The following is a 22,982-nucleotide window of genomic DNA, read 5'->3' as shown; positions in this document are numbered from 1 at the left end:
ACATGAGTGTGATTGCGCAGGCAGGGACGAAGGCTCGTCAACTGCACAAATTTGGTGGCAGTAGTCTGGCGGATGTGAAGTGTTATCTGCGCGTAGCAGGGATCATGGCGGAGTACTCGCAGCCGGGCGACATGATGGTGGTTTCGGCCGCCGGTAGCACCACCAACCAGTTGATCAGCTGGCTTAAACTGAGCCAGACCGATCGCCTCTCTGCGCATCAGGTGCAGCAATCGCTGCGCCGCTATCAGCTCGAATTGATTAACGGCCTGTTGCCTGCCGATGTAGCCGATGGCCTGACCAGCGCCTTTATTCACGATCTGGAGCACCTCGCCGCGCTGCTCGACAGCGGCATCAACGATGCCGTCTATGCCGAAGTGGTGGGTCACGGTGAAATCTGGTCCGCGCGCTTAATGGCGGCGGTGCTGAATCAGCAGGAACTTGACGCTACCTGGCTCGATGCCCGCGACTTCCTGCGCGCCGAGCGCAGCGCGCAGCCGCAGGTTAATGAAGGGGCCTCTTACCCTTTACTCCAGCAGCAGCTGGCGCAGCATCCGGGTAAACGAATTGTGGTGACCGGCTTTATCAGCCGTAACGACGCGGGCGAAACCGTACTGCTTGGCCGTAATGGTTCCGACTACTCGGCAACGCAAATTGGTGCGCTGGGCGATGTTTCGCGTGTGACCATCTGGAGCGACGTCGCCGGGGTCTACAGCGCTGACCCGCGCAAAGTCAAAGATGCCTGTCTGCTGCCGCTATTGCGTCTTGATGAAGCAAGCGAGCTGGCGCGCCTGGCCGCGCCGGTGCTGCATGCCCGCACGTTACAGCCGGTTTCCGGCAGCAATATCGATCTGCAACTGCGTTGCAGTTACAACCCCGAGCAGGGGTCAACACGCATTGAGCGCGTGCTCGCTTCCGGTACCGGAGCGCGCATTGTTACCAGCCATGATGATGTCTGCCTGATTGAGTTCCTTGTGCCGTCAGGGCAGGACTTTAAGCTGGCGCACAGAGAGATCGACATTATTCTCAAGCGCGCGCAGGTGCGCCCGCTGGCGGTCGGTGTTCACTCTGACCGCAATCTGCTGCAACTCTGCTACACCTCCGAAGTGGTCGACAGCGTCTTTAAACTGCTTGATGAGGCGGGTCTGCCGGGCGAGCTGCGTTTACGCCAGGGCCTGGCGCTGGTGGCGATGGTCGGTGCGGGCGTATGCCGCAATCCGCTTCACAGCCACCGCTTCTGGCAGCAGTTAAAAGGGCAGCCGGTCGAGTTTATCTGGCAATCGGACGAAGGGATCAGCCTGGTGGCCGTGCTGCGCGTCGGCCCGACCGAGAGCCTGATCCAGGGCCTGCACCAGTCGCTGTTCCGCGCGGAAAAACGCATTGGTCTGGTGCTGTTTGGTAAAGGTAATATCGGCTCGCGCTGGCTTGAGCTTTTCTCCCGCGAGCAGAGCGCGCTCTCGGCGCGCACCGGGTTTGAGTTTGTGCTGGCCGGCGTGGTTGATAGCCGTCGCAGCCTGTTGAGCTACGACGGGCTGGATGCCAGCCGCGCGCTTGCTTTCTTCAATGATGAAGCGGTAGAGCAGGATGAGGAGTCGCTATTCCTGTGGATGCGCGCCCATCCGTATGATGATTTAGTGGTGCTGGATGTCACCGCCAGCGAGCAGCTTGCGGAGCAGTATCTCGATTTCGCCAGCCACGGTTTCCATGTCATCAGTGCTAACAAGCTGGCGGGCGCGAGCAAAAGCGATCGCTTCCGCCAAATCCATGACGCCTTTGAAAAAACCGGCCGCCACTGGCTCTATAACGCCACCGTCGGCGCGGGTCTGCCGGTTAACCACACCGTGCGCGATCTGCGCGACAGCGGCGATTCGATTCTGGCGATCAGCGGTATCTTCTCCGGTACGCTCTCCTGGCTGTTCCTGCAATTTGATGGCAGCGTGCCCTTCACCGAGCTGGTGGATCAGGCGTGGCAGCAGGGGCTGACCGAGCCGGACCCGCGCGTCGATCTCTCCGGTAAAGATGTGATGCGCAAGCTGGTGATCCTTGCCCGCGAAGCGGGGTATGACATCGAGCCGGATCAGGTGCGCGTCGAGTCTCTGGTGCCGCCGGGCTGCGAAGCAGAATCCGTCGATCACTTCTTTGAGAATGGCGAGGCGTTAAATGAGCAGATGCTCCAGCGCCTTGAAGCCGCCCGCGAGCTGGGTCTGGTGCTGCGTTACGTCGCCCGCTTCGATGCCAATGGCAAAGCGCGCGTTGGCGTTGAAGCGGTGCGCCCGGAGCATCCGCTGGCCGCGCTGCTGCCGTGCGATAACGTCTTTGCTATTGAGAGCCGCTGGTATCGCGATAACCCGATGGTGATCCGCGGGCCGGGCGCAGGCCGGGATGTCACCGCGGGCGCTATTCAGTCCGATATTAACCGCCTCGCGCAGCTGCTGTAGCCCTCGCTGTAACTCCTCTCCCGCACCGGGAGAGGAGTTTTTCCCGCCTCATGAATCTTTTTCATCTTCGCTGAAAACTCCTCACACACAATCGAGATATTTCTGTTGACGCTTTGTACGATTTCCGTCATTTTTACATCTGGACGTCTAAACGTATAGAAGTTCACTCACCCTGAATAATGACTTGTGATTGATGAGGTAAGGTATGAGCTTTTTTCACGCCAATCAGCGGGAAGCCCTGAATCAGAGCCTGGCGGAAGTTCACGGCCAGATTAACGTCTCCTTTGAGTTTTTCCCGCCGCGCACCAGTGAAATGGAACAGACCTTATGGAGCTCCATCGATCGCTTAAGCAGCCTGAAGCCGAAATTCGTTTCGGTCACCTACGGCGCGAACTCCGGCGAGCGCGACCGCACGCACAGCATTATTAAAGGGATTAAAGATCGCACCGGGCTGGAAGCGGTGCCGCACCTGACCTGCATCGACGCCACCCGCGATGAACTGCGCAACATCGCGCAGGATTACTGGAACAACGGCATTCGCCATATCGTTGCCCTGCGCGGCGATTTACCGCCGGGCGGCGGAAAGCCTGAAATGTATGCCGCCGATCTGGTGGGCCTGTTAAAAGAGGTGGCGGATTTTGATATCTCCGTCGCGGCTTACCCGGAAGTGCACCCGGAAGCGAAAAGCGCGCAGGCCGACTTGCTCAACCTGAAGCGTAAAGTCGATGCGGGTGCCAGCCGCGCGATCACGCAATTTTTCTTCGATGTTGAGAGCTACCTGCGCTTTCGCGATCGCTGCGCCTCAACCGGTATCGACGTCGAGATCATCCCCGGCATTCTGCCGGTCTCCAACTTTAAGCAGGCGAAAAAGTTCGCCGACATGACCAACGTGCGCATCCCGGCGTGGATGTCGCAAATGTTCGCCGGGCTGGATGACGATGCGGAAACCCGCAAGCTGGTCGGCGCGAATATCGCGATGGATATGGTGAAGATCCTCAGCCGCGAAGGGGTTAAAGATTTCCACTTCTATACCCTGAACCGCGCCGAAATGAGCTATGCCATTTGCCACACCCTCGGCGTGCGCCCGGCCTGTAACGTTGCCGTCTAGTACGGAGAAATTACAGGCTCAGGCTGCCAAACGCGCTTTGCCAATCCTGCTCGAACTTCTCGACGGCGGATTCAACGGCGGGCGTATTGAGCATCTGTTTCGCCACATCGACCGGCAGGGTAATCGCCTCGCACCCGGCCAGCAGACAGTCGAGCGCCTGGCGCGGGGTTTTGAAGCTCGCCGCCAGCACTTTGCTCTCCGGCGCATGCAAACTCAGCAGGGTTTGCAGCTCCTGCACCATACGCACACCATCGCCGCCCTGGGCATCGACACGGTTAACATAGGGCGCGACATATTTGGCTCCGGCCAGCGCAGCCAGTAAGCCCTGCGCAGCGCTATAGACCGCCGTGCCGAGCGTAACGATCCCCTCTTTTTTCAACTGCTTAATCGACGCCAGCCCTTCGCCCGTCACCGGGATTTTAACCACGATACCCGGCAGCGCGTGATGAAGCCTTTTCGCCTCGCTCACCATGCCCTCTGCATCGCGGCTCATCACCTGGGCAAAAAGCGTCCCGTTCGCACCTATTGCCTGTTGCAGGCGCGGTAATACCTCCCAGAGCGGGGTTTTACCAGCGGCGATAATGCTCGGATTGGTGGTAACGCCAGCCAGCGGATAGATGCGCGCAAGGCGCTCCACTTCCACAATATCGGCCGTATCCAGATAGAGTTCCATCCTGCTTCCTCATCAATATGATCTGGCGAAAGCATACGGTCTGCGGGGCGGCGGCGGCTATATAACATTTCTGCCAAACACTGGACAAATGTATGCATGCGGATGAAGTGCGACAGCGCTCACAAAATGCAGTGCAGCCTGATGAAAAGCGGCTTCAGGCGCGGAGCGTAGAGCAGAAGCGGGTAGAAAAGCGTACAAAAATCCAGTGCAGGAGTTATTTGTTTCGTAGCTGGCTGTGGTAGTGCTGGCGATACTCCGAGGGCGAGCGTTCGGTGTTTTTACGGAACAGGCGGCAGAAGTAGTTGCTGTCGACAAACCCGCAACTGTGCGCCACCTCTTTGATTTTCAGGTCGTAGCCTTTAAGCAGCGTTTTCGCATGCTCAAGCCGGGTGTGGGTGAGATATTCACTAAAGCCGACCGCGCCGGTTTTCTGGAACAGATGGGAGAGGTAGTTGGGCGAGATGTAGAACGCCTGCGCGACTGACTCGCGGGTGAGCGGCATGGCGTAATGTTCGTCGATATAATCACGAATGGCTTCAAACAGCGCCTGGCTGCGCGATGCGGTGTGGATCTGGCTGCCGAGCAGGTCGTGGCAGTGGCTCAGCAGGCTGGTGACAATCAACCGCGCCGTGTGCTGCTCATCCGGCTGCATCTGCATTTCATGCAGCGTTTGCAGCAGAAAGGAGCCTACGCGCGGGCCGCGCCGGGCTACATGCTGCCGGGTCAGCGTCTGCAGTGCTGCGCCATCCCACTGCGTAAGGCTAAAGCAGAGTTGCTGTTTGCCAAACAGCACGCTTAAGCTCCTAGCCGGGGCCAGCCAGCGCGGGCAGTTCCAGCCGCCAGCGGGAACGTAAAGCACATCATGCTGCATCATTAATGCCGTTTCGCCAGCGATCGCCGAATCGGTCAGCGCCCCTTCAAGCACAATTTCAAGGCGTGGGAAATCAACCTGGCAGGCAAGCGCAGGCGCGGTTGCATTCACAGCCGCAAAGCGAATCTGCCCAACCGTTGTCGGGCCGTGGATCAGTCGGGAGAGGAGAGACGCAATATCGTGGCTCATGATGTTCCTGCGACAAAAAAACAGGCTCACCATAGCGCCAGGCTAAAAAAAAAGCCATCCCGATGGGATGGCTTTACACGCTTACTGGTTGGCGGGGAGATCGCCGTACGGCAGCGCGTCGTAATCCCGTAACGCGTTTTTCTTATACGGGTTACCGATCCAACGCGTCGCTTCAACGAACTGCGGGCTGACTACCGAGCGCGTGGCGTCATAGCCGTCGTAGCGCAGGCCTGCTAAATCAGACCAGGTGTGGATCAGCTGCGAACTGCTGTATTTACGGTTGAGATCGGCGGAGAAATCCCGCGGATGCGCCGCTTGCCACTTATCCGAAGTCCAGAGGATAAACGGAATGGTGTACATATGCCGCGTCGGCTCCGCTTCGTTGCGCCCCTGAATGTTGTGCGGCGGCGTGTCATACACCTCTTCGCCATGATCGGAGAAGTAGAGCAGGAAGCCATTCGGGTCGGTCGCCTTGTAGTCATTAATCAGCGAGGAGACAACATGATCGTTAAAGCGGTTAGCATCGTCATAGTTGTTGTAGGTCTCGGATTGATCGGCATCCAGCCCCGGCGGTTGATGGTCGTGCTTATCCGTAAACTTGCCCCAGCCCTGCGGGTAGCGGAAGTCGTAGCGAATATGCGTGCCGAGCAGGTGCACAATGATGAACTTCTTCGGTGCAGGATCGGCGAGCACGGTTTTAAACGGCTTCAGCACGTTGGTGTCATATTCGCGGGCGCTCTGCGTACGCTGCTGGTTCATGTAGAACTGCACATCCGTCTGTTTTGAAAAGACGGTCAGCATGGTGTTGCGCTCGGTCATCGTCTGCTGGTTGGTGATCCAGAAGGTTTTGTACCCGGCCTGCTTCATCATGTTCATCAGCGAGGGCTGCGTCAGATAGAGATCGGGATGCTGCTCATCGGCGAACGTCAGCGCCTGTTGCAGGATCTCAATGGTGTAGGGGCGCGAAGTCACTACGTTAGTAAAGAGGCTCATGCGCGGGTCGCTTTTATGCAGCGCATCCAGCTCCGGCGTGGTTTCGCGCGGATAGCCATACAGGCTCATGCGGCCACGCTGCGTCGATTCACCAATCACCAGCACCAGCGTGCGTGGTGCATCGCCCGACTCATCTTTCAGGTTTGCCAGCGGCGGCAGGGCGTGGTTGCTGTCGAGCAGTCTGTTCAGGCTGCTCAACTGGTTACGATACTGCACATAACCCATCACCAGCTGCCACGGCGCGGCAGGCTCCAGCTTGGAGGCTAATCCTGAAGCAGCCTTAGCGAGCTCCTGCTTATATTTCAGCATGTTTATCGCAATTGGGTTGAGGATCAGCCCATACAGCAGGGCGAACGAGACGACCCAGCGCCACGGGTTAGGAATGTAAACCGGACGCAGGCGAGTCCAGAGGAAGATCGCGCCCGCAGTGTAGGCCAGCGCAATCAGCACCAGCTTCAGGCTGAAGTATTGCCCTAAAAACTCGCTCGCTTCATGGGTGTTGGTTTCGAACATCACAAACAACACGCTTTGCGAGAACTCCTGCCCGTAGATGACGTAGTAGGAGAGCATCGACAGCGAGGTGGCCCACAGCACCACGCCAATGGCTGCGGCAATGGCGCGCGTATAGCGTGGGAAGAGGAAGACCGGGATCAGCCACAGTGAGCTGAAGAGAATGGAGTCGCGAAAACCATTGGTGCCGCTGTATCCGCTAACCAGGATAGCGACCTGCAGAACCGTGGAGAAGTACCAAAAATAGAGCAGAGCCCATCCAAGGGCTTTCACACTAAACGATTGTTTAGCATGAGTTTGTGTGGAGCGCATACGAAGTGCCTGTGCGAATAAATAGCGCTAAAACATAGCGGCTAAAGCTTAAGCAAACCTGAATCTCATCATTCAGGCGGATAAGTTGTAGAGAAACTCATCAAAGCGTGAGAATGTCGCGAGGAATATAAGGAATGTGAAGGATATATGACAACCATAATTTGCAGCATTTTTACCCAAAAGATAAAAATGCTGCAATCGGTTAACAAAAGTGGCGTAAGAGGATTAGCCGGTGTTACGCATCCCGGCGGCGACGCCCGCGATAGTCACCATCAGCGCCTGCTCGACGCGGCTATCAGGCTCTTTTTGCTGCTCTTCTGCCAGACGCGAGCGTTGCAGCAGCTCGGCTTGCAGGACGTTGAGCGGGTCGGTGTAGATATTGCGTAACTGGATAGATTCAGCAATCCATGGCAGATCGGCCATCAGATGCGAATCGTTGGCGATATCCAGCACCACTTTAATGTCGGCCGCCAGCAGCTTACGCAGCTCTTTACCCAGCGGCCACAGCTCTGGTTTCACCAGGCGCTGATCGTAATACTCCGCCAGCCACAGATCCGCTTTCGAGAAGACCATCTCCAGCATGCCAAGGCGCGTAGAGAAGAATGGCCAGTCGCGGCACATTGCCTCCAGCTCGCTCTGTTTGCCATCTTCCACCACTTTTTGCAGCGCCGCGCCCGCGCCGAGCCAGGCCGGCAGCATCAGGCGGTTCTGCGTCCAGGCGAAGATCCACGGAATAGCACGCAGCGACTCGACGCCGCCGGTTGGGCGACGTTTTGCCGGACGCGATCCCAGCGGCAGCTTGCCCAGCTCCTGCTCCGGTGTTGCCGAGCGGAAGTAGGGCACAAAGTCTTTGTTTTCGCGCACATAACCACGGTACATCTCGCAGGAGATGGCCGACAGCTCATCCATGATGTGACGCCATTCGGTTTTTGGCTCCGGCGGCGGCAGCAGGTTGGCTTCCATAATCGCGCTGGTATAGAGGGAGAGGCTGCTGATGGTTACTTCCGGCAGACCATATTTAAAGCGGATCATCTCGCCCTGCTCGGTGACGCGCAGACCACCTTTCAGGCTGCCAGGCGGTTGCGAGAGCAGCGCCGCGTGCGCTGGTGCGCCGCCGCGACCGATAGAGCCACCGCGACCGTGGAACAGCGTCAGCTCAATGCCCGCTTTCTCACAGGTTTTGATCAATGCGTCCTGCGCCTGGTACTGCGCCCAGCTTGCAGCCATCACGCCCGCATCTTTTGCGGAGTCGGAGTAGCCAATCATCACCATCTGTTTGCCCTGAATAAAGCCGCGATACCAGTCGATATTGAGCAGCTGGCTCATCACGTCATTGGCGTTGTTCAGGTCGTCGAGGGTTTCAAACAGCGGTGCCACCGGCAGCGCGAAGCCGATACCGGCCTCTTTCAACAGCAGATGTACGGCCAGCACATCGGACGGCGTTTTCGCCATCGAGATCACATAGGCGGCAATCGATCCGCGCGGCGCTTCGGCGATCACCCGGCAGGTGTCGAGCACTTCACGCGTCTCTTCGCTTGGCTCCCACTGGCGCGGCAGCAGCGGACGTTTGGAGTTGAGTTCGCGGATCAGGAAGGCCTGTTTGTCGGCTTCTGACCAGCTTTCGTAATCGCCGATGCCGAGATAGCGGGTCAGCTCGCCCAGCGCTTCGGTGTGGCGGGTGCTCTCCTGGCGAATATCGATACGCACTAAAGGCACGCCGAAACTCTTCACGCGGCGCAGGGTATCAAGCAGTTCGCCGTTGGCGATAATGCCCATGCCGCAGGCTTGCAGGGATTTATAACAGGCGTAGAGCGGCTCCCACAGCTGCTCGTTTTGCGTCAGCAGCCCGGCAGGCTTCGGCAGCTTCTGCCCTTTCAGGCGCGCTTCCAGCCAGCTCTGCGTCGCGATCAGATCGCCGCGCAGCTTTTTCATCAGGTAACGATACGGTTCGCGGGCACCTTCGGCACCGGCCAGCTCGCGCAGCTCGTCGGTACACTCAACCATCGACAGCTCGGAAATCAGTAGCTGGATATCTTTCAGGAAGAGATCGGTCGCTTTCCAGCGGCTAAGCAGCAGAACGTGGCGGGTGATATCGGCGGTGACGTTCGGGTTGCCGTCGCGGTCGCCGCCCATCCAGGAGGTAAAGCGCACCGGGACAAAATCTACCGGCAGCTTGTAATTGAGGTTCTCTTCCAGCTGTTCGTTCAGCTCGCGCAGGTAGTTCGGCACCCCTTCCCACAGGCTGTTTTCCACTACCGCAAAGCCCCACTTCGCTTCATCTACCGGGCTTGGGCGGTTGCGGCGGATCTCATCCGTGTGCCAGGACTGGGCGATCAGCTGGCGCAGACGGCGCATCAGCTGGTGGCGCTCATAATCGGCGATATCGCTGTTATCGAGCTGTTTTAAACAGGCGTTCACTTCCACCATCTTGTGGATCAGGGTTCGGCGCGTGATCTCCGTCGGGTGGGCGGTCAGTACCAGCTCCAGCGAGAGGGATTCAATCGCATTGATAATGGTGGATTCGTTGAGATGAGGTTGGTCTTTCAGCTTTCTGATGGTGCGGGCAATCACTTCCGGGTTGCTGGCCGCTTCGCCTTTCGCTGAAATGCTGTGGTACTGCTCGGCGGTATTCGCCAGATTCAGAAACTGGCTGAATGCGCGGGCCACCGGCAGCAGCTCATCATTAGAGAGATTCTGCAGGGTGGTGAGCAGTGCCTGGCGGTCGGTTTCGTTGCCGGCGCGAGAAGATTTGGACAGCTTACGGATTGTTTCGACGCGGTCAAGAATGTTCTCGCCCAGTGCATCCTTGATGGTATCTCCCAGCAGTTTGCCGAGCATACTGACATTACTACGCAACGCGGAATATTGTTCGTTCATGTTACCCCAGACACCCCATCTCATTTTGTTTTGTTATACCCGCCGTTGAGCAGATATAAGACACCGTCTTTTATAAAGCCACGTAAAACTCACTACGTCAATTGCGGCGAAATCGGTTCAGCAAACGAATAAATCACGGGAATTTATGAAAGTTAACACCCTTCGCTGCAGATAAGTTTCGCTTATGAAATGCACTATTTTGGCGCATAAAAATCCCCTCAGCAGAGGGGAGTATTCATCTGTTTTGTCGCGCTTAATGCCAACAGAAATGGTGCACAACCTGGGTAATAAGCTCGCGCGTTGGCTTAATAAAGCGCGTTTCCAGGTATTCATCCGGTTGGTGCGCCTGGTTAATGGAGCCAGGGCCGAGGACCAGTGTCGGGCAGAGAGTCTGGATAAACGGCGCTTCGGTACAGTAGTTCACCACCTCCGTTTCAACGCCAAGCAGTTTTTCCACCACTTCCACCAGCTGATGATCCGGCGGGCATTCATAACCGGGGATTGGCGGATGGAGTTCAAAGACATTCAGGCGGCCCGGCCAGCGCGAACTGACCGGCTCCAGCGCTTCATTAAGCAGACCGTTGAGATCGTCAAGCGTCATCCCTGGCAGCGGACGAATATCCATATGTAATTCACAGCAGGCGCAGATTCGGTTTGCCGCATCACCACCATGAATATGACCGAGGTTAAGGGTTGGATAGGGAACGGTGAACGCCTCGTAGTGATAACGCTCTTTCAGGTTGTCGCGCAAAGTCAGGATATGGCCGATGGCATTGTGCATCAGCTCAATAGCGTTAACGCCGCGCGCCGGATCGCTGGAGTGGCCGGACTGGCCGAGAATGCGAATGGCGTTGGAGATGTGGCCTTTATGGGCGCGAACCGGCTGCAGTGAGGTCGGCTCGCCGATAATGGCGCAATCCGGGCGCAGCTGCGTATTCTCAGAGAAGTAGCGCGCGCCCGCCATGCTGGTCTCTTCATCGGCGGTGGCGAGGATGTAGAGCGGCTTGCTCAGTTTTGTCACATCGACGTCACGCAGGGCATCAAGAATAAAGGCGAAGAAGCCTTTCATGTCTGCTGTGCCGAGGCCGTAGAGCTTGTTGTCGTGCTCGGTCAGGGTGAAGGGATCGCGCGTCCAGCGCCCGTCGTCAAACGGTACGGTGTCCGTATGGCCGGTCAATAACAGCCCGCCTGCGCCGCTGCCGACGCTGGCAAGCATATTGAATTTGTTACGTGTGCCGGGTACCGGCTGCACTTCAACAGTGAACCCAAGATCGCCAAACCATCCTGCCAGCAGATTGATTAAAGACGCATTACTCTGATCGAGTGCTTCTTCCGTTGCGCTGATCGACGGAGTAGCAATCAGGGCGCGGTAGATCTCGATAAATGGCGGCAAATTCATTTTCATTGTTGACATACCTGAGTTCGTGATAGTATCAATATTCATGCAGTAAATGTGCATAAAAATACAATAATGTTGAGCGTATGGGAACCCGTAAGGCGACTTTGCTCAGCGACGCGGGAGGGAGAACGCACCCTTCCAGATCCGAACATGACGTAAGAAGGTAGACCGCACCGATGTTGAACACATTAATTGTGGGTGCCAGCGGTTACGCCGGCGCAGAACTTGTGTCCTATGTAAATCGCCATCCTCATATGAACATAACCGCTTTGACGGTTTCTGCGCAAAGTAATGATGCAGGAAAATGTCTCTCCGATTTACATCCGCAGCTGAAGGGCATTGTCGATCTGCCGCTGCAGCCGATGGCCGATATCAAGGATTTTCTGACCGGTGTGGATGTGGTGTTCCTCGCAACCGCCCACGAAGTGAGCCACGATTTGGTACCGGATTGCCTGGCGGCTGGCTGCGTGGTGTTCGATCTCTCTGGCGCGTTCCGCGTGAACGATCCCGCGTTTTATGAAACCTTCTATGGCTTTACCCATCAGCATGCCGATCTGCTCGAAAAAGCGGTTTACGGCCTGGCGGAGTGGAACCATGACAAAATCAAAGAGGCGCAGCTGGTTGCCGTGCCGGGTTGCTACCCGACAGCGGCGCAGCTCTCGTTAAAACCGCTGATCGATGCGGGCCTGCTGGATCTTAATCAGTGGCCGGTGATCAATGCCACCAGCGGCGTCAGCGGTGCAGGGCGCAAAGCCGCGCTCTCTAACAGCTTCTGTGAAGTGAGCCTGCAACCGTACGGCATCTTCAACCATCGCCACCATCCGGAAATCGCCACGCATCTCGGTACGGACGTGATCTTCACGCCGCATCTGGCAAGCTTCCCGCGTGGGATCCTGGAAACCATCACCTGCCGCTTAAAACCGGGCGTGACCCATGCGCAAATCGCCGCCGTGTTCAAACAGGCTTACGATGGCAAACCGCTGGTGCGTCTGTATGAAAAAGGTGTCCCGGCGCTGAAAAACGTGGTCGGCCTGCCGTTCTGCGACATCGGCTTTGCCGTGCAGGGCGAGCACCTGATTGTGGTGGCGACGGAAGATAACCTGCTGAAAGGCGCGGCGGCGCAGGCGATGCAGTGTGCCAATATTCGTTTCGGCTATGCTGAAACCCAGTCTCTTATCTAATCGAACAGGCGTGATGATGAATCCATTAATTATTAAGCTCGGTGGCGTACTGCTGGATAGCGAAGAAGCGCTGGAGCGTTTATTTACCGCCCTGGTGCAGTACCGCGAAGCCCATCAGCGCCCGCTGGTGATCGTTCACGGCGGCGGCTGCGTGGTGGATGAGTTAATGAAGCAGCTCAATCTGCCGGTGAAGAAGAAGAATGGCCTGCGCGTAACCCCTGCCGATCAGATTGACATCATTACCGGCGCGCTGGCGGGCACCGCCAACAAAACGCTGCTGGCGTGGGCGAAGAAACACCATATCGCCTCGGTTGGTCTGTTCCTCGGCGATGGCGACAGCGTCAGCGTTACCCAGCTGGATGAAGAGCTTGGCCATGTCGGTTTAGCGCAGCCTGGCTCGCCGAAGCTGATTAACACCCTGCTGGAGGGCGGTTTCCTGCCGGTCGTCAGTTCCATCGGCGTGACCGATGAAGGCAAGCTGATGAATGTTAACGCCGATCAGGCAGCAACGGCGCTGGCGGCGACCCTTGGCGCGGATCTGATTCTGCTCTCCGACGTGAGCGGCATTCTTGATGGCAAAGGCCAGCGCATTGCCGAGATGACCGCGGCTAAAGCTGAACAGCTGATTGCGCAGGGCATTATTACCGATGGCATGATCGTGAAAGTGAATGCAGCGCTGGATGCGGCGCGCACGCTGGGTCGTCCGGTGGATATCGCCTCCTGGCGTCACGCCGAGCAACTGCCGGCGCTGTTTAACGGCACGCCGATCGGCACCCGTATTCTGGCTTAATCACAGACACACTTATGTAGGCCGGATTAGCGCAGGCGCCATCCGGCAAAACGTAGAAAAAGAAGGAAGCATATTATGGCACTTTGGGGCGGGCGTTTTACTCAGGCAGCGGATCAACGATTCAAACAGTTCAACGACTCTTTGCGCTTTGACTACCGCCTGGCGGAGCAGGATATCGTTGGCTCTGTGGCCTGGTCCAAAGCGTTAGTCACCGTTGGCGTGATGACGGAAGCCGAACAGCAGCAGCTGGAAGAGGCGCTGAACACCCTGCTGGAAGAGGTGCGCGCCAACCCGGAGCAGATCCTGCAAAGCGATGCGGAAGATATTCACAGCTGGGTGGAAGGTAAGCTGATCGACAAAGTGGGCCAGCTGGGCAAGAAATTGCACACCGGCCGTAGCCGTAACGACCAGGTCGCGACGGATTTAAAACTGTGGTGCAAAGAGACCATCAGCGAACTGCTGCTGGCGAACCGTCAGTTGCAGAGCGCGCTGGTAGTGACCGCAGAGAACAATCAGGATGCCGTCATGCCGGGCTATACGCACCTGCAACGCGCCCAGCCGGTTACCTTTGCGCACTGGTCTCTGGCCTACGTTGAGATGCTGGCCCGCGATGAGAGCCGTTTGCAGGATGCCCTGAAGCGCCTGGATGTCAGCCCGCTGGGCTGCGGCGCGCTGGCGGGCACCGCCTATGAGATCGATCGCGAACAGCTGGCGGGTTGGTTAGGTTTCGCGTCGGCTACCCGTAACAGCCTCGACAGCGTCTCCGACCGCGATCACGTACTTGAACTGCTCTCCGATGCCTCGATTGGCATGGTGCACCTGTCGCGTTTTGCCGAAGATCTGATCTTCTTCAACTCCGGCGAAGCGGGCTTTGTTGAGCTTTCCGATCGCGTTACTTCCGGCTCATCTTTGATGCCGCAGAAGAAAAACCCGGATGCGCTGGAGCTGATCCGCGGCAAATGTGGCCGTGTTCAGGGCGCGCTGACCGGCATGATGATGACGCTGAAAGGGCTGCCGTTGGCCTACAACAAGGATATGCAGGAAGATAAAGAGGGGCTGTTCGACGCGCTCGATACCTGGCTTGACTGCCTGCATATGGCGACGCTGGTACTGGATGGTATTCAGGTGAAACGCCCGCGTTGTCAGGAAGCGGCGCAGCAGGGTTACGCCAATGCGACCGAGCTGGCAGATTACCTGGTCGCCAAAGGCGTGCCGTTCCGTGAAGCGCACCATATTGTTGGTGAGGCTGTGGTAGAGGCGATTCGTCAGGGTAAACCGCTGGAGGAGCTGGCGCTTGCTGACCTGCAACAGTTCAATGCGGTGATTGGCGACGATGTTTACCCAATCCTTGCTCTGCAATCGTGCCTCGATAAACGCGCGGCGAAAGGGGGCGTTTCCCCGACGCAGGTTGCGCGGGCGATTGCTGAAGCGAAAGCGCGCCTGGTGTGAGATAAGCGTGGAAACAGAGTGAGCCTGGCGTAACGCCGGGCTTTTTTATGCAAAAAAAAGCGGACACGGGGTCCGCAAAACGTTCACGTTGGCTTTAGTTGTACAGAGAGAAACGGTAGTGAAAAGGGTGACTGGTTAGGGTAGAACACAGTACCGCTACGTTTCCTGGAGCCAATTATTGTACAGAAGGCTTGATAGGGATAATCGTTCGTTGCTATGCTATCTATCGCCATGAACTATCGTGGCGACGGAGGATGAAGATGAATATTCGTGATCTTGAATACCTGGTGGCGTTAGCGGAACACCGCCATTTTCGCCGTGCAGCCGACTCGTGCCACGTCAGCCAGCCTACGCTGAGCGGGCAGATCCGCAAACTGGAAGATGAACTGGGCGTAATGCTGCTTGAGCGCACCAGCCGCAAAGTTCTCTTTACCCAGGCTGGATTGCTGCTGGTGGACCAGGCGCGCACGGTACTGCGCGAGGTCAAGGTGCTGAAAGAGATGGCAAGCCAGCAGGGTGAAGCCATGTCCGGCCCGCTGCATATCGGGCTGATCCCGACCGTAGGCCCCTATCTGCTGCCGCATATTATTCCGCTGCTGCATCAAACCTTCCCGAAACTTGAGATGTATCTGCACGAAGCGCAGACGCAGCAGCTGCTGGCGCAGCTTGATAGCGGCAAGCTCGACTGCGCGATCCTCGCGCTGGTCAAAGAGAGTGAAGCTTTTATTGAAGTGCCGCTGTTTGACGAGCCGATGATGCTGGCGATTTATGAAGATCACGCCTGGGCGAACCGCGACTGCGTGCCGATGGCCGATCTGGCGGGTGAAAAGCTGCTGATGCTGGAAGATGGGCACTGCCTGCGCGATCAGGCGATGGGCTTCTGCTTTGAAGCGGGCGCGGATGAGGATACCCATTTCCGCGCAACCAGCCTGGAAACGCTGCGCAATATGGTCGCCGCCGGGAGCGGCATCACGCTGCTGCCTGCGCTTGCCGTACCGCGCGAGCGTAAACGTGACGGCGTGGTCTACTTACCGTGCATTAAGCCGGAGCCGAAGCGTACGGTTGGGCTGGTTTATCGACCGGGCTCGCCGCTGCGCAGCCGCTATGAGCAGCTGGCAGAGGCCATCCGCGGCGCGATGGATGGCCATTTCGACAATGGCTTAAAACAGGCGGTTTAGGCCGTTCAGTGCCGCTACCCGATAGGCTTCCGCCATGGTTGGGTAGTTGAAGGTGGTGTTAACGAAGTACTCAATGGTGTTACCGCCACCTTTCTGCTCCATAATCGCCTGGCCGATATGAATAATCTCGGCCGCGCGCTCGCCAAAGCAGTGGATCCCCAAAATCTCTTTCGTTTCGCGGTGAAAGAGGATCTTCAGCGTACCAATGTTCATGCCGACGATTTGCGCACGCGCAAGGTGTTTAAACTGCGCACGGCCCACTTCATAAGGCACTTTCATGGCGGTGAGCTGCTGTTCGGTTTTCCCGACGGAGCTGATCTCCGGAATGGTGTAGATCCCGGTCGGGATATCCTCAATCAGATGCGCGGTGGCTTCACCTTTGATCATCGCCTGCGCGGCGATACGCCCCTGATCGTAAGCCGCTGATGCCAGGCTCGGATAACCAATCACATCGCCTACGGCATAGATATGCGGCAGCGCGGTCTGGTACATGCTGTTGACCTTCAGCTGACCACGGCTATCCGCTTCCAGCCCGATATTGGCAAGCTGCAGGCTGTCGGTATTTCCGGTGCGGCCGTTCGCGTAGAGCAGGCAGTCCGCTTTCAGCTTCTTACCCGATTTCAGATGCATGATGACGCCATCATCTAATGGCTCAATGCGCTCATACTCTTCGTTGTGGCGAATCACCACGCCGCTGTTCCAGAAGTGGTAGGAGAGGGAGTCGGACATCTCCTGATCGAGAAACGCCAGCAGGCGGTCGCGGGTGTTGATCAGGTCGACCTTCACATTCATACCGCGGAAGATGGACGCATATTCACAGCCGATAACCCCTGCGCCATAGATAATCACGTGGCGAGGTTCATGGTGCATATCGAGAATCGAGTCGCTGTCGTAGACGCGCGGGTGCGCGAAGTCGACATCATCCGGGTGATAAGGGCGCGAGCCGCAGGCGATGACAAACTTCTCCGCCGTCAGGGTTTCAACGGTGCCATCGTGGCACTCCAGCCCCAGCGTGTGGTCATCAATAAAGTGCGCGTTGCCTTCCAGAATGTCGCAGTGGTTACGCTCGTAGAAACCCTGACGCATACGCGTTTGCTGGTTAATCACGCTTTCGGCGTGGTTCAGGATATCGGAGAAAGAGGAGCGAAGAAGGCGGGTATGGTCGCTGTAGAGCGGGTTTTGGTTAAATTCGATAATACGGCTGACTGCGTGACGGAGCGCTTTTGAGGGAATGGTGCCCCAGTGCGTACAGCCGCCGCCGACATTGTGGTAGCGCTCAATAACCGCTACCCGGGCTCCCTGTTTAACGAGGCCCATGGCTGCGCCTTCGCCGCCGGGACCGGAGCCTATCACTATTGCATCGTAATCGTAGGAATGTGGCATGGTAAGGCTTACCTGTTCTTATACATAAAAGCAACATAATACTAACATTAACCACGGGATAACCCAATTATCACTGTGCTTTTTTCCGCTGAAAAAGAAGAATCTGCGCGTAAACAATCCGTCACAATCCAGTACAATCGGTTTGGATTTATTCTCTGGTATAGTGCCAGCGGGCCCCTGGAAGGATTCAAACATCGTGATGGGTGTAAGAGCGCAACAAAAAGAGAGAACGCGGCGGTCACTGGTTGAAGCCGCATTCAGCCAACTGAGCGCTGAGCGAAGTTTTACCAGCCTGAGCCTGCGGGAAGTGGCTCGTGAAGCGGGCATCGCGCCAACGTCATTTTACCGGCACTTCCGCGACGTTGATGAACTCGGCCTGACGATGGTCGATGAGAGCGGCCTGATGCTGCGCCAGCTGATGCGCCAGGCGCGTCAGCGAATTGCCAAAGGCGGCAGCGTGATCCGCACGTCGGTCTCCACTTTTATGGAGTTTATCGGCAATAACCCGAACGCCTTTCGGCTACTTTTACGTGAACGCTCCGGAACGTCAGCCGCGTTTCGTGCAGCGGTCGCGCGCGAGATCCAGCACTTCATTGCGGAACTTGCCGATTACCTAGAACTCGAAAATCACATGCCGCGCGCCTTTACGGAAGCGCAGGCGGAAGCGATGGTCACCATCGTCTTTAACGCCGGTGCGGAAGCGCTGGACGTGAGCGCTGAGCAGCGCAAACAGCTGGAAGAGCGGCTGGTTTTACAGCTGCGTATGATTTCAAAAGGCGCATATTACTGGTATCGCCGCGAACAGGAAAAAATGGCGCAACAACCGACGAGTGAAGGATGAATGATGAAACAGTCAGGTCAAGAGAAAGGTACGCTGCTGCTGGCGCTAATCGCCGGTTTGTCGATTAACGGCACGTTTACCGCCGTGTTTAGCTCCCTCGTACCCTTTTCGCTCTTTCCGATTATCTCGCTGGTGCTGACGATCTACTGTCTGCATCAGCGCTACCAGAATCGCACCATGCCGGTAGGTTTACCGGGTCTTTCAGCTGCCTGCTTTATTCTCGGTGTGCTGCTTTATAGCGCCGTGGTGCGCGCGGAGTATCCGGATATGGGCTCCAACTTCCTGCCCGCGCTGCTGGCGGTAATTCTGGTCTTCTGGATTGGCTTTCGCCTGCGCAACCGCAGCCGTCAGTACGAAGCTTCCGATTCCGAGTAAGCGGTAAGCCGGAGGGCGTTTTATCACCTCCGGCATCGCGATTACTTGCGCGTCAGCAGGACGCCGCACTCCATATGGTGCGTGTAGGGGAACTGGTCAAACAGCGCCAGGCGTGAAACCGTATGCGTCTGGCTTAATGTTTCCAGGTTTTTGCACAACGTTTCCGGGTTGCAGGAGATATAAAGGATGCGCGGGTAGGCCTGCACCATCTTCTCAGTTTCCGCATCCAGCCCGCTGCGCGGTGGGTCGACGAAAATCGTTTCGCACTGGTAGCTCTGCAAATCAATGCCCTGTAAGCGGTTAAAGGCGCGTACGCCGTTCATCGCCTGGGTAAACTCCTCCGCCGACATGCGGATAATCTGCACATTATCAATGTGGTTCGCCGCGATGTTGTGCTGCGCCGCCGCAACCGAAGGTTTAGCAATTTCTGTTGCCAGCACGCGATCGAAATTACGCGCCAGCGCCAGCGAGAAGTTGCCGTTGCCGCAGTAAAGCTCCAGTAGATCGCCTTTCGACCCACGCGTGACATCCAGCGCCCACTCCAGCATCTGAATATTCATCGCCGCATTCGGCTGGGTGAAGCTGTTCTCTACCTGGCGGTAGATCATTTCCTGACCGCCAACCGGCAGACGCTCATCGACGAAATCCTGATCCAGCTCGATTTTGGTTTTGGTGGCGCGGCCAATGATCTGCACATTCAGGTTCTGCGCGCGTAACGCATCGCGCAGGCGCGTGGCCTCTTCCTGCCACTCGGCATCCAGCTTCTTGTGATAGAGCAGCGTGACGATCGCCTGGTTGCTCAGGGTGCTCAGGTAATCAATCTGGAAGAGTTTATGGCGCAGGGTTTTGTTGTCGCGCACCGCCTCGATCATCACCGACATTAATTGGTTAATCAGCTCGCTGGCCGCCGGGAAGCTGTCGACGCGGATACGCGATTTGGTCTGCTGATCGAAAATGATGTGGTAGAGATCGTCCCCATCGTGCCAGATACGAAACTCGGCGCGCATGCGGTAATGGCTGACGGGTGAGCGGAACACCTCCGGAAGCGGCGCGGAAAAGGGCGTCATCAACGATTGCAGACGTACGACTTTTTCGGCCAGCTGGGCTTCGTACTGTTCTGTCGGCAGGTGTTCTGGGGTCATGATGCTTCCTGAGAGATTATGAATAACGCGGGGATTGTAGGGATTGCTCACGGGATGTCCAGCCCGCGGCGTAACGAAATAGTCTCGTGGCAGTCTGGACATCTATATGTAACGGAATGTAGCATCCTTTTTCCGGTCCTGTGAGTTAAAAGGGAACCCAGTGCAAATCTGGGGCTGACGCGCAGCGGTAAGGATAAAGGTGAGAGGCCAGACACTGCCTGCGGGTGGGAAGTCGCCTTTCGTAGTACCTCCGAGCCCGAAGACCTGCCGGCATACGTCGCATCTGGTTGTCATCATCGCGAGCTATTGATGGAACCTGCGGCATCCTTCTTATTATGTGGATGCTTACATAATGATAAAAAAAGCTTCGCTGCTGACGGCGCTCTCCGTCACGGCGTTTTCCGGCTGGGCGCAGGATAGCGGTCAGGATCAGTTAGTGGTGACAGCAAACCGTTTTCAACAACCGCTTAAAACCGTGCTGGCGCCGACGGAAATTGTTACGCGTGAAGAGATCGATCGCTGGCAGTCGCGTTCATTGATAGAGGTTCTGCGCCGTCTTCCGGGCATCGATGTTTCGCAAAGCGGCGGTATTGGGCAGCTCTCTTCTGTCTATGTGCGGGGTACGGAAGCCAAACATCTCCTGCTGATGATTGACGGTGTGCCGGTTGGTCGTTCCGGTATCAGCAACAGCCCCGAACTCAACCAGATCCCGCTCTCGCTGGTGCAGCGCGTGGAGTACATCCGCGGGCCGCGCTCGACGGTGTATGGCTCCGGCGCGATTGGTGGCGTGGTAAACATCATTACTCTGACGGGCGATCAGAAATCTCAGATTAACGCTGGCATCGGTTCGAAGGGATATCAAACCTACGACGGTACGGTGCGCCAGCGTTTTGGCGACACGGTGGTGACCGGTGCGGCCTCCTATACCGGCACGCGCGGGTTTAACGTTCAGCCCGGTTCAAGCTGGGATCATGACGAGGATCGCGACGGCTACCGGAACAAAACCTTCTGGGGCAGCGTTCAGCATACGTTTAACGACAATTTTGACGGCTTCTTCCGCGGGTATGACTTCAGCAATAACGTGGACTATGACCTCGGCAGCCCGCCATTTTCGCCGGAGTACAGCGCCGATGAGCGTCAGCTCTATGCCCAGGGCTGGGATACCGGGCTCAACTTCCGCCAGGGCATTTACTCTTCTCAACTGCTGGCGAGCTATCAAAAAAGCAAAGACTACAACTACAGCAGCATCTATGGCCGATACCATACGGGTACAACGCTGGATGAGCTGGAGCAGCGCTACATTCAGTGGGCTAATAACGTTGATATCGGCAAAGGCTCGGTTGGCGCAGGCGTAGACTGGAAGCAGGAGCGCCTGGTGTCGTCCAACGAGACCAGCCGCGATGCCTACGATCGCGATAACACCGGGCTCTATTTGACGGGGATGAAGCAGTTAGGCGATGTGACGCTTGAGGCGTCCGGTCGCGAAGATAAAGATGATACGTTTGGCTGGCACGGCACCTGGCAGACGGCGGCAGGGTGGGAGTTTGTACCGGACTATCGTCTCACTCTCTCTTACGGCACGGGTTTCCTTGCGCCGTCGCTGGGCCAGCAGTTCGGCGCGAAGCGGTTTGGCATTGCGTCGAATCCAGACCTGAAGCCGGAAGAGTCGAAACAGTGGGAAGCGGGCATTGAAGGGCTTACCGGTCCGCTGGACTGGCGCCTCTCGGCGTACCGCTATGAGATAGATAATCTCATTAGTTATAGCAATACGACCTATTACAACGTCAACTCGGCCACCATTAAAGGGGTGGAATGGACAGGCAACATTGATACGGGGATTTTCTCTCACCGTATTACGCTGCAATATATAGATCCGCGTGATGATGCGACCAATGAAGTGTTACCGCGCCGCGCCAAGCGTCAGGCGAAGTATGAGCTGGACTGGTCTCTCTTCAATGTAGATATGAACGTGGCCTGGGAGTATTTCGGTCGTCGTTACGATAACGGTTCGTCAGCCTACAATCCGCAGCAACGTATTCTGCCAAGTTATAGCACCGTCGATTTTTCTGCCTCATATCCTGTAACCTCTCACCTGACAGTTCGTGGTAAAATCGCCAACCTGTTCGATAAAGAGTACGAGACAGCATATGGTTACCAAACTGCAGGACGGGAATACACCTTGTCTGGCAGCTACACCTTCTGACGCGCGGCCCACCGTGCTGGTGTTTGACTCCGGTGTCGGTGGGCTTTCCGTGTATGACGAGATCCGGCAGCTCCTGCCGGACTTGCACTATATCTACACCTTCGACAACGTCGCGTTTCCCTATGGGGAGAAGAGCGAGGAGTTTATCGTTGAGCGTGTTGTCGAGATTGTTTCCGCCGTTCAGGCACGTTATCCCCTCTCTCTGGCCATTATTGCCTGTAACTCGGCAAGCACCGTTTCGCTGCCCGCGCTGCGTGAGAAGTTCACCTTCCCGGTAGTGGGTGTGGTGCCGGCGATCAAACCTGCGGCGCGGTTAACGGCAAACGGCATCGTGGGCCTGCTGGCGACGCGCGGGACGGTGAAGCGTCCTTATACGCATGAATTGATCGCGCGCTTTGCCAATGAGTGCCGGATCGAAATGCTGGGTTCCGCTGAGCTGGTGGAACTGGCCGAGGGCAAACTGCACGGCGAACCTGTGCCGCTTGATGAGTTGCGCCGTATTCTGCGCCCGTGGCTGCGGATGAAGGAGCCACCGGATACCGTGGTGCTGGGTTGTACCCACTTCCCACTATTACAAGAAGAGCTGTTGCAGGTGCTGCCGGAAGGGACGCGGCTGATTGATTCCGGTTCGGCTATTGCGCGGCGTACCGCCTGGCTGCTGGAGCATGAAGCGCCGGAGGCTAAATCGTCTGACAGTAATATTGCCTATTGCATGGCTTTGACGCCGGAAACTGCGCAATTACTGCCCGTTTTGCAGCGCTATGGCTTCGAAAGGCTCGAAAAACTGGCCGTTTAGGGCTGTTTTGAGCAAAAAAGAGACGGTTGAAAAGTTTTTTGAAATTAGGGGTTGTCAGGGAGAATTAACTCCCTATAATGCGCCTCCACTGACACGGCACAACGGCAAACACACCGGCCTGTCAGGTGAAGAATTCTGAAAATAATCAGTTGACTTCACGGCGGGAAAGCGTAATATGCACACCCCGCGCCGCTGCGAAAAGCGAAGCGGCACTGCTCTTTAACAATTTATCAGACAATCTGTGTGGGCACTCAGGTGACATGGATTCTTAATGTCC

Annotated in this window: 17 protein-coding genes and 1 riboswitch; of the genes, 10 read left to right on the top strand and 7 right to left on the bottom strand. The window is 56.8% G+C overall.

Going from position 1 to position 22,982, the window contains the following annotated elements:
• Positions 1 to 2 precede the first annotated feature (2 nt).
• Together N7V53_RS20855 and metF are read left to right on the top strand one after the other, a co-directional pair.
• The gene (locus tag N7V53_RS20855) at positions 3 to 2,435 is read left to right on the top strand and encodes a bifunctional aspartate kinase/homoserine dehydrogenase II (protein ID WP_279794785.1); all 2,433 of its coding nucleotides are present in this window, start codon (positions 3 to 5) and stop codon (positions 2,433 to 2,435) included.
• A 205-nt stretch (positions 2,436 to 2,640) separates the two neighbouring features.
• Positions 2,641 to 3,543 (top strand): methylenetetrahydrofolate reductase, encoded by a 903-nt coding sequence (gene metF / locus N7V53_RS20850; RefSeq protein ID WP_279794784.1) that lies wholly within the window; start codon positions 2,641 to 2,643, stop codon positions 3,541 to 3,543.
• Positions 3,544 to 3,553: 10 nt separating this feature from the next.
• On the opposite strand, the gene fsa is transcribed toward metF, so the two are convergent.
• The 5 genes from fsa to argE all read right to left on the bottom strand — a co-directional run bounded on the left by fsa (position 3,554) and on the right by argE (position 11,373).
• Positions 3,554 to 4,216 (bottom strand): fructose-6-phosphate aldolase, encoded by a 663-nt coding sequence (fsa, locus tag N7V53_RS20845; protein WP_279794783.1) that lies wholly within the window; start codon positions 4,214 to 4,216, stop codon positions 3,554 to 3,556.
• Positions 4,217 to 4,430: 214 nt separating this feature from the next.
• Positions 4,431 to 5,276: a helix-turn-helix domain-containing protein gene (locus tag N7V53_RS20840; RefSeq protein WP_279794782.1), complete on the bottom strand. Its 846-nt coding sequence runs from the start codon at positions 5,274 to 5,276 to the stop codon at positions 4,431 to 4,433.
• Between the two features lie 81 nt (positions 5,277 to 5,357).
• Positions 5,358 to 7,091 carry a phosphoethanolamine transferase CptA gene (locus N7V53_RS20835; RefSeq protein WP_279794781.1) on the bottom strand — a complete coding sequence of 578 codons (1,734 nt, stop codon included), beginning with the start codon at positions 7,089 to 7,091 and terminating at the stop codon, positions 5,358 to 5,360.
• A 225-nt stretch (positions 7,092 to 7,316) separates the two neighbouring features.
• Positions 7,317 to 9,968, bottom strand: coding sequence for a phosphoenolpyruvate carboxylase (ppc, locus tag N7V53_RS20830; RefSeq protein ID WP_034812617.1), 2,652 nt, complete (start codon positions 9,966 to 9,968; stop codon positions 7,317 to 7,319).
• Positions 9,969 to 10,221: 253 nt separating this feature from the next.
• Positions 10,222 to 11,373: an acetylornithine deacetylase gene (gene argE, locus N7V53_RS20825; RefSeq protein ID WP_279794780.1), complete on the bottom strand. Its 1,152-nt coding sequence runs from the start codon at positions 11,371 to 11,373 to the stop codon at positions 10,222 to 10,224.
• A 170-nt stretch (positions 11,374 to 11,543) separates the two neighbouring features.
• On the opposite strand from argE, the gene argC reads away from it, so the two are divergent.
• The 4 genes from argC to oxyR all read left to right on the top strand — a co-directional run bounded on the left by argC (position 11,544) and on the right by oxyR (position 15,965).
• Positions 11,544 to 12,548, top strand: coding sequence for an N-acetyl-gamma-glutamyl-phosphate reductase (argC, locus tag N7V53_RS20820; protein WP_054804431.1), 1,005 nt, complete (start codon positions 11,544 to 11,546; stop codon positions 12,546 to 12,548).
• A gap of 13 nt (positions 12,549 to 12,561) precedes the next feature.
• Positions 12,562 to 13,338, top strand: coding sequence for an acetylglutamate kinase (gene argB, locus N7V53_RS20815; protein ID WP_124970922.1), 777 nt, complete (start codon positions 12,562 to 12,564; stop codon positions 13,336 to 13,338).
• Between the two features lie 75 nt (positions 13,339 to 13,413).
• Positions 13,414 to 14,787 carry an argininosuccinate lyase gene (gene argH / locus N7V53_RS20810; protein ID WP_279794778.1) on the top strand — a complete coding sequence of 458 codons (1,374 nt, stop codon included), beginning with the start codon at positions 13,414 to 13,416 and terminating at the stop codon, positions 14,785 to 14,787.
• A gap of 260 nt (positions 14,788 to 15,047) precedes the next feature.
• Positions 15,048 to 15,965 (top strand): DNA-binding transcriptional regulator OxyR, encoded by a 918-nt coding sequence (gene oxyR / locus N7V53_RS20805; protein WP_279794776.1) that lies wholly within the window; start codon positions 15,048 to 15,050, stop codon positions 15,963 to 15,965.
• On the opposite strand, the gene sthA is transcribed toward oxyR, so the two are convergent.
• Positions 15,948 to 17,348: a Si-specific NAD(P)(+) transhydrogenase gene (gene sthA / locus N7V53_RS20800; protein ID WP_023479370.1), complete on the bottom strand. Its 1,401-nt coding sequence runs from the start codon at positions 17,346 to 17,348 to the stop codon at positions 15,948 to 15,950. The genes oxyR and sthA overlap by 18 nt on opposite strands.
• Positions 17,349 to 17,544: 196 nt before the next feature.
• On the opposite strand from sthA, the gene fabR reads away from it, so the two are divergent.
• Both fabR and N7V53_RS20790 read left to right on the top strand, forming a co-directional pair.
• A complete protein-coding gene (gene fabR, locus N7V53_RS20795; RefSeq protein ID WP_034812619.1) occupies positions 17,545 to 18,189 on the top strand; it encodes an HTH-type transcriptional repressor FabR in 645 nt (214 codons plus the stop codon).
• A 3-nt stretch (positions 18,190 to 18,192) separates the two neighbouring features.
• The gene (locus N7V53_RS20790) at positions 18,193 to 18,564 is read left to right on the top strand and encodes a YijD family membrane protein (protein WP_023479341.1); all 372 of its coding nucleotides are present in this window, start codon (positions 18,193 to 18,195) and stop codon (positions 18,562 to 18,564) included.
• Positions 18,565 to 18,605: 41 nt separating this feature from the next.
• On the opposite strand, the gene trmA is transcribed toward N7V53_RS20790, so the two are convergent.
• Positions 18,606 to 19,706, bottom strand: coding sequence for a tRNA (uridine(54)-C5)-methyltransferase TrmA (trmA, locus tag N7V53_RS20785; protein WP_279794773.1), 1,101 nt, complete (start codon positions 19,704 to 19,706; stop codon positions 18,606 to 18,608).
• Between the two features lie 116 nt (positions 19,707 to 19,822).
• Positions 19,823 to 19,993: riboswitch (cobalamin riboswitch) on the top strand.
• 65 nt (positions 19,994 to 20,058) lie between these two features.
• On the opposite strand from trmA, the gene btuB reads away from it, so the two are divergent.
• Both btuB and murI read left to right on the top strand, forming a co-directional pair.
• On the top strand, positions 20,059 to 21,909 hold the full coding sequence (gene btuB / locus N7V53_RS20780; protein ID WP_023479338.1) for a TonB-dependent vitamin B12 receptor BtuB: 1,851 nt from the start codon (positions 20,059 to 20,061) through the stop codon (positions 21,907 to 21,909).
• Positions 21,854 to 22,705, top strand: coding sequence for a glutamate racemase (murI, locus tag N7V53_RS20775; protein ID WP_270222546.1), 852 nt, complete (start codon positions 21,854 to 21,856; stop codon positions 22,703 to 22,705). The genes btuB and murI overlap by 56 nt, the downstream gene beginning before the upstream one ends.
• Positions 22,706 to 22,982 lie beyond the last annotated feature (277 nt).

The organism is Kosakonia sp. HypNH10, assembly GCF_029850615.1.
Taxonomy (GTDB): domain Bacteria; phylum Pseudomonadota; class Gammaproteobacteria; order Enterobacterales; family Enterobacteriaceae; genus Kosakonia; species Kosakonia cowanii.
This window is presented reverse-complemented; position numbering and strand designations above follow the sequence as displayed.